Raw genomic sequence first — 11,302 nt, 5'->3', positions numbered from 1 at the left:
CCCCCGTCGTACCGCGGTCCCAGCTGCTAGGAGCCAGAGACCATGAAGGACGCGTTCATGACACTGCCATGGTGGGTGCGCTGGATCGCCATCCCCGTGGTCGCGCTCCGGTCGGACCGGGAGCGATCAGCGCAGGCCGGCGCTGCGGTTGAGCGCCGTGGTGATCAGGTGGTCGACGAGCTGCTCGTAGCTCATGCCGCTCTGCTCCCACATACGGGGGAACATCGAGATCGGCGTGAACCCCGGCAGGGTGTTCACCTCGTTGATCACCAGGCTGCCGTCGTCCTGCAGGAAGAAGTCGGCCCGCGCGAGGCCCTCGCACGAGAGCGCCTCGAAGGCACGGACGGCGAGTTCACGTACCCGCGCGGTCTCCTCCTCGGAAAGGGCGGCGGGCACGATGCCCTGGGCCGAGTCGATGTACTTCGCCTCGAAGTCGTAGAAGTCGTAGCCGGAGACCGGGGGGATCTCGGCGGGCACGCTGGCGCGCGGCCCGTCCTCGAACTCCAGGACCCCGCACTCGATCTCGCGGCCGCGCAGCAGCGTCTCGACGATCACCTTGGGGTCGTGGCGCTGGGCCTCCTCGATCGCCGCGTCGAGCGCCTCGGGCCCTTCCACCTTGCTGATCCCCATGGAGGAACCGGCACGGGCGGGCTTCACGAACAGCGGCCAGCCGTAACGTTCCGCCAGGCCGAGCACACGTCCGCGGGCCGCCGCGGGGTCCCGGCGGAGCTCAGCCGGACGCAGCACCTCGTAGGGGCCGACCGGCAGGCCGAAGGAGACGAAGACGCGCTTCATGTACTCCTTGTCCATGCCGACCGCCGAGGCCAGCACGCCGCAGCCGACGTAGGGCACGCCCGACAGCTCGAGCAGGCCCTGGAGGGTGCCGTCCTCACCGTAGGGACCGTGCAGGACCGGGAAGACGACGTCGACCTCGCCGAGGGCCTTGGGGACGGCTCCGGGCTCGGTGTAGATCACCTCACGGCCGCCTGCGTCCATCGGCAGCAGGACGGACCCGGACTCCTCGTCGGTGAGATCCGTGACGGCGGGCAGCCGGCGGTCAGCGATGGCCATCCGGTCCGGCTCATCGGCGGCCAGGGCCCAACGGCCTTCGGCGGTGATCCCGACGGGCAACACTTCGTAGCGCTCGCGGTCGATCGACCGCAGCACTGCGCCGGCCGTGACCACCGAGATGGCGTGCTCGGAGCTGCGACCGCCGAAGACGACGGCGACACGCGGCTTGGGGCTCTGGGAGGAGTGCTGGCTGCTCATATCGGTTCGAGATTACCTAACGGGGCGATGGCCGGTAAGACGCCTCACCGTACTCGGCCTTGGGCGCGCCGCTCATGACCTGTCCGGGGTAAGCGCCCCGCTCCGCACGGGTGACGGCGCCCCGAGCGCCGGGGCCCGGCCTGCTCCGGGACGCGCCGCGAGGGCGCCTCGACGGTCCGAGGGCGTCGCGTCTCCTCAGGCGCCCTCCGCCTTCGCGGATCGCGCCATGAGCTCCTGCAGCGCCACCTTGGGCGAGGTGCCCTGGTGAACGATGTTGACCACGGTCTCGGTGATCGGCATCTCCACGCCGTTGCGGCGGGCGAGGTCCAGCACGGACCGACAGGACTTGACCCCCTCGGCGGTCTGGCGGGTCGCGGCCCGGGCCTCGTCGAGCGTCATGCCCCGCCCCAGGCTCGTGCCGAAGGTGTTGTTGCGGGAGAGCGGCGAGGAACAGGTAGCGACCAGGTCGCCCATGCCCGCGAGCCCGGCGAAGGTGGTGGGGTCCGCTCCCATCGCCAGGCCGAGGCGGCTGGTCTCCGCAAGGCCGCGGGTGATCAGCGACGCCTTCGTGTTGTCTCCCAGCCCCATGCCGTTGGCGATGCCGACGGCGAGACCGATGACGTTCTTGACGGCACCGCCCAGTTCGCAACCGATGACGTCGGTGTTGGTGTACGGGCGGAAGTACGGCGTGTGGCACGCGCGTTGGAGGCGACGCGCGACATCCGGGTCGGCGCACGCCGCGACGGCGGCCGCGGGCTGCCTCGCGGCCACCTCCCTCGCCAGGTTGGGGCCGGTCAGCACAGCGACGCGGGCGGCGGGCACCTCGGCCACCTCCTGGATGACCTCGCTCATCCGCTTGGCGGTGCCGAGCTCGACCCCCTTCATCAGGGAGACCAGCACGGCGTCGTCGGCGAGGAGGGGGCGCCACGCGGCCAGGTTCTCCCGCAGTGTCTGCGAGGGGACCGAGAGCACGGCGAACTCAGCACCGGCGAGTGCCTCCGCTGCATCGGTCGTGGCGCGGACGCCCTCGGGGAGAACCACCCCGGGCAGGTATTCGGCGTTGATCCGCGTGGCGTTGACCTGTTCGGCGATCTCCGGGCGACGGGCGCAGAGGGTGACCGAGCACCCGGCGTCGGCCAGGACCATGGCGAAGGCGGTACCCCAGGAGCCGGTACCCAGTACGGCGACGCGGCGGCTCACTCGCCGGTCTCCCGCTGCTGCGCCACCGGCAGCGTGGATCCGGCGACCGCTTCGGCCGGGAGGGTGCGCCCGGAGACAGGCGCCCCGTGCGGCGGCACAGGCCGGGCACCGGCGGTACCGTCGGCGTCGCGGCGGCGTTCGTACCGCGTCGCGGGCGGGGTCTCCGACCGCACCTCGGCGAGGAGTTCGGTGATGGCGGCCATGATGCGCTCGGTGGCCTCCACCAGCACGTCGGTGGTCGGCTCCCTGTCGTAGAGGTCGCTCAGCTCCACGGGGGCCCCCGCCACGACGGTGAGCGTCTTGCGCGGGAAGAGCCGCACCTTCTTCTCTCGCGCGTAGGGCGGGACGGCGGCGTGCGCGCCCCACTGGGCCACGGGGATCACCGGGGCGTGGGTGAGAAGCGCGACACGCGCGGCGCCGGTCTTCCCCTCCATCGGCCAGAGGTCGGGGTCACGTGTCAGGGTGCCCTCGGGGTAGAAGGCCACGCACTCGCCGGCGTGGACGGCGTCGACGGCGGCCTTGAAAGCGCCGGCCGCGTCGGCCGTCTCCCGGTAAACGGGGATCTGGCCGGTGCGCCGCATCATCATGCCCACGAACCCGGAGCGGAACAGGCCCACCTTCGCCAGGAAGCGGGGGACGCGCCCGGTGTTGTACTGGTAGTGGGCGTAGGAAAGCGGGTCCAGATAGGAGTTGTGGTTGACCGCGGTGAGAAATCCCCCCGCCTCGGGGATATTCTCCATTCCGCGCCAGTCCCGCTTGAACAGGACCAGCATCGGCGGTTTCACCAGACAGGCGGCAAATCGATAGCTGAAGCCGATTCTGCGGCGGGACACTCCGGCACCATCTCCTCTGGCACTGCTGCGGCGATCTGCGGCGTACAGCCGCACAAGTGTCGCCCTCGGCTCCTGGGCTGTCCAGCAGATCGTCTCATCACCGCCCCGGCGCGTCGGACGCCAGGGGGACGGTGCCCACCGCGGGGTCGGCGGGGCGTTCGTTACCGGAGGGTAGACAATGGCGTGATCGTCGACACGAAGGGGAGCCGATGACCGGCGGCTGGGCCGTGGTGATGCCAGTGAAGCGGCTGGGCGGCGCCAAGACGAGACTCGCCGATGCCGCGGGCGAGGAGTTGCGCCCGGCGCTCGCCCTCGCGTTCGCGGAGGACACGCTGGCGGCGGTGATGGAGTGCGCCGCGGTGTCGTCGGTGACGGTCGTCACCGACGACGAGCAGGCGCGCGCGACGCTCTCCCGACTGGGTGCGGCGGTCGTACCCGACAGCCCGCGCGGCGGACTCAACGCGGCGGTCGAACACGGGGTCATCGCCGTTCGTGCGGCCCGGCCCGGGGCGGCGGTGGCGGTGGCGGCGCTCAACGCTGATCTGCCGGCGCTGCGTGCGGAGGAACTGGCGCGGGTGCTCGACGAGGCCGCGGCGGCACCGCGCAGCTTTCTGGCCGACGCGGCGGGGACCGGCACGACGCTGCTGGCCGTGCTTCCCGGCGTCGACCCCGCACCGGGGTTCGGGCCGGCGTCACGGATGCGTCATCGCGCGTCGGGCGCGGTGGAACTCATGCCCAGCGGCGTGGAGAGCGTCCGGCAGGACGTGGACACCGGCGAGGACCTGCTGGCCGCGATCGCCCTGGGCGTCGGACCGCGCACGGCGCGGAGCACCCACCGACTGGGCGCCGGCTTCAGAAGGTCTGCAGCGTCACACGGCTGAGGCGCCCGGCAGCGTCCTGCTCGACGCGGACCCGCTGGCCGGGGCGGAGCAGCAGCAGTCCTCCGGCGTCGAAGGCGGCTCGGTCGAACTCCATGGGCGTCCCGTCGTCGAACAGGACGCTGCCGGTCCGGGTCGCGGCGTCAAAGGTGTGCGCGGTGGCCTGCATGAGCCGAGCCTAGCGGCTCGGGCCATGCAGGTCACCGCCTGCTCCGGCGCCTCACTTGCGTCGCGCCGGGGCCTTCTTGGCTGTGGTCTTGCGACCGGCCGTCTTCTTGGCCGGCGCCTTGGTGGCGGTCGCGCGGCGTGCGGGCGCCTTCTTCGCGGTGGTCTTCTTCGCCGCGGTCTTGGCCGTGCTCTTCTTGGCCGTCGCCTTCTGGGCGGTCGTCGCCTTCTTGGCGGCGGTGGTCTTCTTCGCCGCCGCCTTCTTGGTGGTGGCCTTGGCGACGGTCTTCTTCGCGGCGGCCTTCTTGGTGGTCGCCTTCTTGGTGGAAGTACCGCCGGAGAGGCTGCCCTTGGGCGCCTTCTTCACCGCCACGTCGTTCTTCGGCAGCTTCTTGGTGCCGGCGACGAGGTCCTTGAAGCCCTGGCCGGCGCGGAAGCGCGGCACCGAGGTCTTCTTGACGCGCACGCGTTCACCGGTCTGGGGGTTGCGCGCGTACCGCGCCGGACGCTCGACCTTCTCGAACGAACCGAACCCGGTCACCGAAACCCGCTCGCCGGACACCACCGCACGGATGATCGCATCGAGGACGATGTCGACGGCGTCCGCGGCCTGCTGGCGGCCGCCGAGCTTGTCGGCAATCGCTTCAACGAGCTGTGCCTTGTTCACGTCTTCCCCTTCGGAGGCGGTGCTGGAACGAATGTGCTCAAGCTTTTTCGCACGTTAGGCAGATATATACAGCAAATCAAACCTGAAACGGGCGAATCACCCTCGTGTCGCAACGAACTCGACCGTCACGGACTCGCGTCACCCTCACCCCGCGACCACCCCTCGACAGGCCGACCGGAGTCGAGTTCTGCGATGAAGCGGTCGAGGCGGCGAACAGCCCCGCGCAGGTCCTTCTTGGCCGCTGTCGTGATGACGAGAAGGCGCCGGACCAACGCCCGCCGTTCGTCGTCGGTGACGTCCAGCGAGCGCACCGCGGCGTGCGCGTATTTCAGCCGTGCGGCGACGAGGTCGTACAGCTCGAGTTGACCGTCGCGTTCCATGCACCAATTGTGCCACCAGGGGCGAGTTGTCGCGTCTCCGGCCCCCAAGTGGGTGTCGGGACGACCGTGTCACGCTCGTGAGGTCGGTGGCAACTGACCGCGCCGAGGCACTTTTCTGACGGTTCGTCAGTTCGTCGCACTGGCCGAAAATGCTACGTGGGGGTCGCCGTTGGTCCCGAGACGCCCGGCCGGGCTCGCGGAGCGCACGCCCCGGCGGTCCCGCCCGCCAGGCCACGGGGCCGGCCGCAGCGGGAGGCCGCTCGAGCGCCGTGACGCCTGCCGAGCTGCCCCGGTACCGGCCGGCCGAGCCGTCTGCGGCGACGCCGCGTGCGGGTACGCGACCTGGCGACCGGGGCGAACCTCGCGGCAAGGGGCCGGCCGCCCCGTGCCGACGACGACGGGTCGACAGGGGCCTCCGGAGCGAGCGGTGACGGGCCCCTCGCACATCACCCGGTCGGCCGGGCGCCGGCCCCGCCTCGGAACGAGCCGAGCAAGGGCTGCCGGGAGGAACGGAGCGGGCGCGGCGGTGGGGCTCCTCGGTACTGCCGGCGCGGCCGCCGAGGCGCTCTCCCCGGTCACGTCGGCGGTCGACCGAAGGCCACGGGGCCCCACCACGGGGCGAAGGCTGCCACGTGGTGGGGCCGGACCGGTCAGCAAAGCGCCCCGTGCGGGCACCGGGTTCGACTCGGTACCCGCACGGGGCGGGGCCTGGCGGGTGTCAGCGCGCTGCGGCGGTCCCGCCTCAGGCAGTGAGGGTGCGCGGCTTGAAGGCCGGCCGGGCGGCTTCATACGCCGCGATGTCGTCCTCCTGGCGCAGGGTGAGGCTGATGTCGTCCAGCCCCTCCAGCAGGCGCCAGCGAGCGTTGTCGTCCAGTTCGAAGGACTCGCGGAAGGAGCCGCAGCGCACCTCGCGCGCCACCAGGTCCACCGTGATCTCGGTGGCCGGGTCGGCCTCGACCGCCTGCCAGAGGGTGTCGACGGCGGACTGCGGCAGGACGACAGTGAGCAGGCCGTTCTTGAGCGAGTTGCCCCGGAAGATGTCCGCGAACCGCGAGGAGATCACTGCGGCGAAGCCGTAGTTCTGCAGCGCCCACACCGCGTGCTCGCGGGAGGAGCCCGTCCCGAAGTCGGGGCCTGCGACCAGCACCGTGGCGCCCGCCCGCTCCGGCTTGTTGAGCACGAACTCCGGGTCACGGCGCCACGCCTCGAAGAGGCCGTCCTCGAAGCCGTCCCGGGTCACCTTCTTCAACCAGTGGGCCGGGATGATCTGGTCGGTGTCGACGTTGCTGCGACGCAGCGGAACCGCACGTCCGGTGTGCGTGGTGAAGGCTTCCATCGGTGATCAGACTCCCATGGGCTGTGCTGCGTCGGCGGTCTCGAGGTCGGCGGGCGAGGACAGCCGCCCGGTGACGGCGGTCGCCGCGGCGACCTGCGGCGAGACCAGGTGGGTGCGGCCGCCCTTGCCCTGGCGGCCCTCGAAGTTGCGGTTGGAGGTGGAGGCGGACCGCTCCCCCGGCGCGAGCTGGTCGGGGTTCATCCCCAGGCACATCGAACAGCCGGCGTGGCGCCACTCCGCACCGGCGGCGGTGAAGACCTTGTCGAGTCCCTCCGCGACCGCCTGGAGCGACACCCGCACGGAACCGGGCACCACCAGCATGCGGACGCCCTCGGCCACGGAGCGGCCCTCGATGACGGCTGCGGCCGCCCGCAGGTCCTCGATGCGGCCGTTGGTGCAGGAGCCGACGAACACGGTGTCGACGGCGATCTCCCGCAGCGGCTGCCCGGCGGTGAGGCCCATGTACTCCAGCGCCTTCTCCGCGGCGTACCGCTCGCTGGGGTCCTCGTAGGAGGCCGGGTCCGGCACGGAGTCCGAGAGCGGGGCACCCTGGCCCGGGTTGGTGCCCCAGGTGACGAAGGGGGCCAGCCCCGTGGCGTCGATGACCACCTCGTGGTCGAAGACGGCGTCGTCATCGGTGCGGAGCGTCCGCCAGTAGTCGACGGCCGCTTCGCGGTCGGCTCCCTCGGGCGCGTGGTCGCGACCCTCCAGGTAGGCGAAGGTGGTCTCGTCCGGCGCGATCATGCCCGCGCGGGCGCCGGCCTCGATCGACATGTTGCAGATGGTCATCCGGGCCTCCATCGAGAGCTTCTCGATGGCTTCACCGCGGTACTCGATCACATATCCCTGGCCGCCGCCGGTGCCGATCCTCGCAATGATGGCGAGGATCAGGTCCTTGGCCGTGACGCCGTCGGGCAGCTCCCCGGTGACGGTCACCGCCATGGTGCGGAACGGCGCCATGGGGAGCGTCTGCGTCGCCAGTACATGCTCGACCTGGCTGGTGCCGATGCCGAAGGCAAGCGCTCCGAAGGCGCCGTGCGTCGAGGTGTGGCTGTCACCACAGACCACCGTCATGCCGGGCTGCGTCAGTCCCAGCTGGGGGCCGACCACGTGCACCACGCCCTGCTCGTCGTCGCCGAGCGGGTGCAGTCGCACGCCGAAGTCCGCGCAGTTCTTGCGCAGGGTCTCCAGCTGTGTGCGCGACACCGGGTCCGCGATGGGCTTGTCGATGTCGAGGGTGGGGGTGTTGTGGTCCTCGGTGGCGATCGTCAGATCGGTCCGCCGCACGGTACGGCCGTTCTTGCGCAGGCCGTCGAAAGCCTGCGGGCTGGTGACCTCGTGAAGCAGGTGGAGGTCGATGTAGAGCAGGTCCGGCTCACCCTCCGCACGTCGGACGACGTGGTCGTCCCAGACCTTCTCTGCCAGTGTCCGTCCCATCGCCAATCCCTCCGGCCCGGTTGTGCTCGGGCCCGCTTCGAGTCGGTGACCGTACCTGTGGCGCCCGTACGGGACCGCCGCCCGCTCCCCCGCGCACCGGACGGTGGTCGGCGTGCCGCATCGGTGCGGTGCGCCCGGTGTCCAGGGTGCCGGGGTTTGCGCCGGGACGAGCTTGCGTTTCACAGAGTGAGACGCGAGTATCGTTGCATGGACACATCTCGTGGCGACTCCAGCGGGGTCGGAGTGCTCGACAAGGCAGCCCTCGTGCTGGGCGCCCTCGAGTCCGGCCCCGCGACCCTGGCGGGGCTGGTAGCGGCGACCGGGCTGGCGCGGCCCACGGCGCACCGTATGGCGGTGGCCCTGGAGTACCACCGGCTGCTCTCCCGCGACATGCAGGGCCGCTTCGTACTCGGCCCCCGGCTGTCGGAACTGGCGGCGGCCGCCGGCGAGGACCGGCTGCTCGCCGCAGCCGGGCCGGTCCTCACCCACCTCCGGGACATCACGGGCGAGAGCGCGCAGCTGTACCGGCGCCAGGGCGACATGCGGATCTGCGTGGCCGCCGCCGAGCGGCTCTCCGGCCTGCGGGACACGGTGCCCGTCGGCTCGACGCTGCCGATGAAAGCCGGATCGGCGGCCCAGATCCTCATGGCATGGGAGGAGCCGGAGCGGCTCCACCACGGTCTGCAGGGCGCCCGCTTCACCGCGACGGCCCTGTCCGGGGTCCGTAGGCGGGGCTGGGCCCAGTCCATCGGTGAACGCGAACCAGGTGTGGCGTCGGTCTCGGCGCCGGTCCGGGGGCCGTCCAACCGGGTCGTGGCGGCCGTGTCGGTGTCAGGCCCGATCGAGCGGCTCACCCGCCACCCGGGGCGCATGCACGCCAAGGCCCTGATCGACGCGGCGGGACGGTTGACCGACGCGCTGCGGCGCAACGGGGGTTGACCACCCCGCGCCATGTGCACGAGACAGCTGCAGGGTCCGCCGCCGGCGGTGACGTGAGCCGGTCCGCGGCGGTTGCGCCGGCAGCACCTCGGCGTCGCGCGGCACAGGCCCCGCTATGGCGAGAGCAGGGCCGTGCTGCCGACGCGCGCTCCCCCTTCGCGGGGCGGGGTGAACCGGCGGAACCCGCAGCACCGGTCACCGATCGCGCCCTGGGGAGGCTCTCGCTGCGACTGCCAGAGTGATCGCGATCACGGAACGGATCGCGTTTGTGGGCGCCGAGAAGCGCCGTGCGCAGGGAAACCCGTCCTCACGCACACAACGAGTTGAGCCCCGCACCGAAGCGCGGGGCTCAACTCCACCAAGTACCCCCGACCGGATTCGAACCGGCGCTACCGCCTTGAGAGGGCGGCGTGCTAGGCCGCTACACAACGGGGGCATCCAGCGCGTGACCATCGAGATGGTCACCGTACCCCCGACCGGATTCGAACCGGCGCTACCGCCTTGAGAGGGCGGCGTGCTAGGCCGCTACACAACGGGGGCCTTGATCTTGCTGGAAGATCGCTGGGCTACCAGGACTCGAACCTAGACTAACTGAACCAGAATCAGTCGTGCTGCCAATTACACCATAGCCCACCAGAACTTGACTCCTTGCGGAGCCTTCGCTCGGGTCTTCGCCTTGCGCTTCCGGCCCCTTTCGGTTCCGGTTCGCTTGGCGACGAGAAGAACATTACCCGATCGAGGTCCGACCGCCAAAACGGGTTCCCCGAGCGGGGATCGGAGCCCGACCGGGTCACCCCACGCGGGCGCCCCACACGACACGGCGCAGACCGCCGCGGGCGTCGGCTCGCCAGTACACGACGGAGGTTCGGCCGGGGACGGGGCCGGCAAGGCGCCGGCTCGGGAACCCCGTGGCGACGGCCGCCGACACAGCGGGAGCCAAGGCGGTCGATGTCGGGTGAATGCACCCGCTGGCGGCGGCCGGGAAGACGGCGGGCAGGGGGTCCGCCTGCACGGCAGGACCCCTGCAGGGAGCAGCGCGCCACGAGCAGCAGCGGGCACGCCGGTCCGGCCCGCCGCGCGCACGGGGCGCATGGCTCCGCCACGCGCACGGGGCGGGGCCATGGCCAGGGCACCGTCGCGACGCGGTGGCAGCGCCACGTCCGGCAACGGTCTGCGCTGCGCGCCGGGAGCCGCCGGGCTCAGGGGGCAGCGCGTCACAGCGCGGACAGGTCGCCGAAGCCGGCACAGGGGGCACAGAGCGGGCAGGCCGGCGCGGCCGCAGCAGAGCACAGGCCCCGGGGCGGGGGCGCTGGGCGGCCGACGGGGCACCGCGGCGGCCGGCGCTCCAGGCCGCCGTACTCCGCTGCGCGGCCGCACGGGGCGGGCGGACGGAGCATTGCAGCCACGCATGGGGCGGGCCCCGTCGTCCCGGTGCCACCGCCCGCGACCACGCCGACCGGCACGGCACGGCGCCGCGAGTGACTGCGCGGAGAGCATGGGGCCGAGCGTTGCGGCTACGCATGGGGCGTGCCCCGTCGCCCCACAGCCACTCAGCGCGACCACGCCCACCAGGACGGCGTGGCGCCATGAGTGGCCGTACGGAGGCACGGGGCAGGCGGAGCACCGGAGCACGCGGCACGCGGCACGCGGCACGCCGCGAGGCTCCGCGCGGAGCGCATGGGGCGGGCACGGAGCCCCGACACCGCGAGGCTGCGAGCGGAGCCGCATGGAGCGCGCCCGCTGCCGGCCTGTCGGCCGTCCTGGGCTGCGCGCCGGCGGCTGTCGCCCCGTGCGGACGGCAGCTTCACAGCGCGTTCGGCGCCGGGCGGGGGGGCGGTCTCGCGCCTCGGCGGAGCGGCGCCGGGAGCCGCCCGGGCGCTGCCTGTCGAGCGGCCGGCCCCTGGAGAGGTCTGGGCGGGGCTCCCGCGGGGCGACAAGCCGAGGAGCAGGCGGCATACGTGCCGGCGCCGGCGGCGCACGCTCGGAGCGGTACGCCGAGGAAGGCGCCGCACGGGGCGGAGCGCACCGTGAGAGCCGCACCGCGCGCGGCGCCCCGTGCGGGACCCGGCGCGCCCCGTCGAGCGGCGAGGAGCAGCCGCGGCCCGCCTGCGCACCGCGCCCGGGAGCGGCCCCAGCCGCCGCGGGTCCGCCGGCGGCGCCGTGCGTAGCGGCGGGGGGGGGGGGGGGGGGGGGGGGGG

At 72.5% G+C, this 11,302-nt stretch carries 10 protein-coding genes and 3 tRNA genes; 2 read left to right on the top strand and 11 right to left on the bottom strand.

Annotated features, from left to right (window positions below; all coding sequences use genetic code 11):
- Positions 1 to 126 precede the first annotated feature (126 nt).
- The 3 genes from HCN56_RS18735 to HCN56_RS18725 form a co-directional block, all read right to left on the bottom strand.
- Complete coding sequence (locus HCN56_RS18735; RefSeq protein ID WP_167972675.1) at positions 127 to 1,269, bottom strand: D-alanine--D-alanine ligase family protein; 1,143 nt, start codon at positions 1,267 to 1,269, stop codon at positions 127 to 129.
- A 195-nt stretch (positions 1,270 to 1,464) separates the two neighbouring features.
- Positions 1,465 to 2,469 (bottom strand): NAD(P)H-dependent glycerol-3-phosphate dehydrogenase, encoded by a 1,005-nt coding sequence (locus HCN56_RS18730; RefSeq protein WP_167972673.1) that lies wholly within the window; start codon positions 2,467 to 2,469, stop codon positions 1,465 to 1,467.
- Positions 2,466 to 3,302, bottom strand: coding sequence for a lysophospholipid acyltransferase family protein (locus HCN56_RS18725; protein WP_167972671.1), 837 nt, complete (start codon positions 3,300 to 3,302; stop codon positions 2,466 to 2,468). Before HCN56_RS18725 ends, HCN56_RS18730 begins: the two co-directional genes overlap by 4 nt.
- 209 nt (positions 3,303 to 3,511) lie before the next feature.
- On the opposite strand from HCN56_RS18725, the gene cofC reads away from it, so the two are divergent.
- Positions 3,512 to 4,183 carry a 2-phospho-L-lactate guanylyltransferase gene (cofC, locus tag HCN56_RS18720; protein WP_167972669.1) on the top strand — a complete coding sequence of 224 codons (672 nt, stop codon included), beginning with the start codon at positions 3,512 to 3,514 and terminating at the stop codon, positions 4,181 to 4,183.
- Here the strand turns inward: cofC and HCN56_RS18715 are convergent.
- The 5 genes from HCN56_RS18715 to leuC form a co-directional block, all read right to left on the bottom strand.
- The gene (locus HCN56_RS18715; RefSeq protein ID WP_167972667.1) at positions 4,155 to 4,349 is read right to left on the bottom strand and encodes a hypothetical protein; all 195 of its coding nucleotides are present in this window, start codon (positions 4,347 to 4,349) and stop codon (positions 4,155 to 4,157) included. The genes cofC and HCN56_RS18715 overlap by 29 nt on opposite strands.
- A 51-nt stretch (positions 4,350 to 4,400) precedes the next feature.
- Positions 4,401 to 5,012 (bottom strand): HU family DNA-binding protein, encoded by a 612-nt coding sequence (locus HCN56_RS18710; protein ID WP_167972665.1) that lies wholly within the window; start codon positions 5,010 to 5,012, stop codon positions 4,401 to 4,403.
- Between the two features lie 125 nt (positions 5,013 to 5,137).
- A complete protein-coding gene (locus tag HCN56_RS18705; protein ID WP_167972663.1) occupies positions 5,138 to 5,392 on the bottom strand; it encodes an SCO5555 family protein in 255 nt (84 codons plus the stop codon).
- 742 nt (positions 5,393 to 6,134) lie between these two features.
- Positions 6,135 to 6,728 (bottom strand): 3-isopropylmalate dehydratase small subunit, encoded by a 594-nt coding sequence (gene leuD / locus HCN56_RS18700; RefSeq protein ID WP_167972661.1) that lies wholly within the window; start codon positions 6,726 to 6,728, stop codon positions 6,135 to 6,137.
- 6 nt (positions 6,729 to 6,734) lie between these two features.
- Complete coding sequence (leuC, locus tag HCN56_RS18695) at positions 6,735 to 8,165, bottom strand: 3-isopropylmalate dehydratase large subunit (RefSeq protein ID WP_167972659.1); 1,431 nt, start codon at positions 8,163 to 8,165, stop codon at positions 6,735 to 6,737.
- A 207-nt stretch (positions 8,166 to 8,372) separates the two neighbouring features.
- Between leuC and HCN56_RS18690 the strand changes: the two genes are divergently transcribed.
- Complete coding sequence (locus HCN56_RS18690) at positions 8,373 to 9,104, top strand: IclR family transcriptional regulator (protein ID WP_167972657.1); 732 nt, start codon at positions 8,373 to 8,375, stop codon at positions 9,102 to 9,104.
- Between the two features lie 363 nt (positions 9,105 to 9,467).
- On the opposite strand, the gene HCN56_RS18685 is transcribed toward HCN56_RS18690, so the two are convergent.
- The 3 genes from HCN56_RS18685 to HCN56_RS18675 form a co-directional block, all read right to left on the bottom strand.
- Positions 9,468 to 9,540: transfer RNA gene (locus HCN56_RS18685), tRNA-Glu, on the bottom strand.
- Positions 9,541 to 9,571: 31 nt separating this feature from the next.
- Positions 9,572 to 9,644, bottom strand: a tRNA-Glu gene (locus HCN56_RS18680).
- Between the two features lie 21 nt (positions 9,645 to 9,665).
- Positions 9,666 to 9,737 (bottom strand) — tRNA-Gln (locus tag HCN56_RS18675).
- Positions 9,738 to 11,302 lie beyond the last annotated feature (1,565 nt).

Source organism: Streptomyces lonarensis (assembly GCF_012033735.1).
In the GTDB taxonomy this organism is placed as follows: Bacteria; Actinomycetota; Actinomycetes; order Streptomycetales; family Streptomycetaceae; genus Streptomyces; species Streptomyces lonarensis.
This window is presented reverse-complemented; position numbering and strand designations above follow the sequence as displayed.

What these genes read in the sequence shown, in the direction of transcription:
- HCN56_RS18705 (WP_167972663.1), bottom strand. Translation starts at nt 5,392, where the DNA reads ATGGAACGCGACGGTCAACTCGAGCTGTACGACCTCGTCGCCGCACGG.
- leuD (WP_167972661.1), bottom strand. Translation starts at nt 6,728, where the DNA reads ATGGAAGCCTTCACCACGCACACCGGACGTGCGGTTCCGCTGCGTCGC.
- cofC (WP_167972669.1), top strand. Translation starts at nt 3,512, where the DNA reads ATGACCGGCGGCTGGGCCGTGGTGATGCCAGTGAAGCGGCTGGGCGGC.
- HCN56_RS18735 (WP_167972675.1), bottom strand. Translation starts at nt 1,269, where the DNA reads ATGAGCAGCCAGCACTCCTCCCAGAGCCCCAAGCCGCGTGTCGCCGTC.
- HCN56_RS18715 (WP_167972667.1), bottom strand. Translation starts at nt 4,349, where the DNA reads ATGCAGGCCACCGCGCACACCTTTGACGCCGCGACCCGGACCGGCAGC.
- HCN56_RS18690 (WP_167972657.1), top strand. Translation starts at nt 8,373, where the DNA reads ATGGACACATCTCGTGGCGACTCCAGCGGGGTCGGAGTGCTCGACAAG.
- leuC (WP_167972659.1), bottom strand. Translation starts at nt 8,165, where the DNA reads ATGGGACGGACACTGGCAGAGAAGGTCTGGGACGACCACGTCGTCCGA.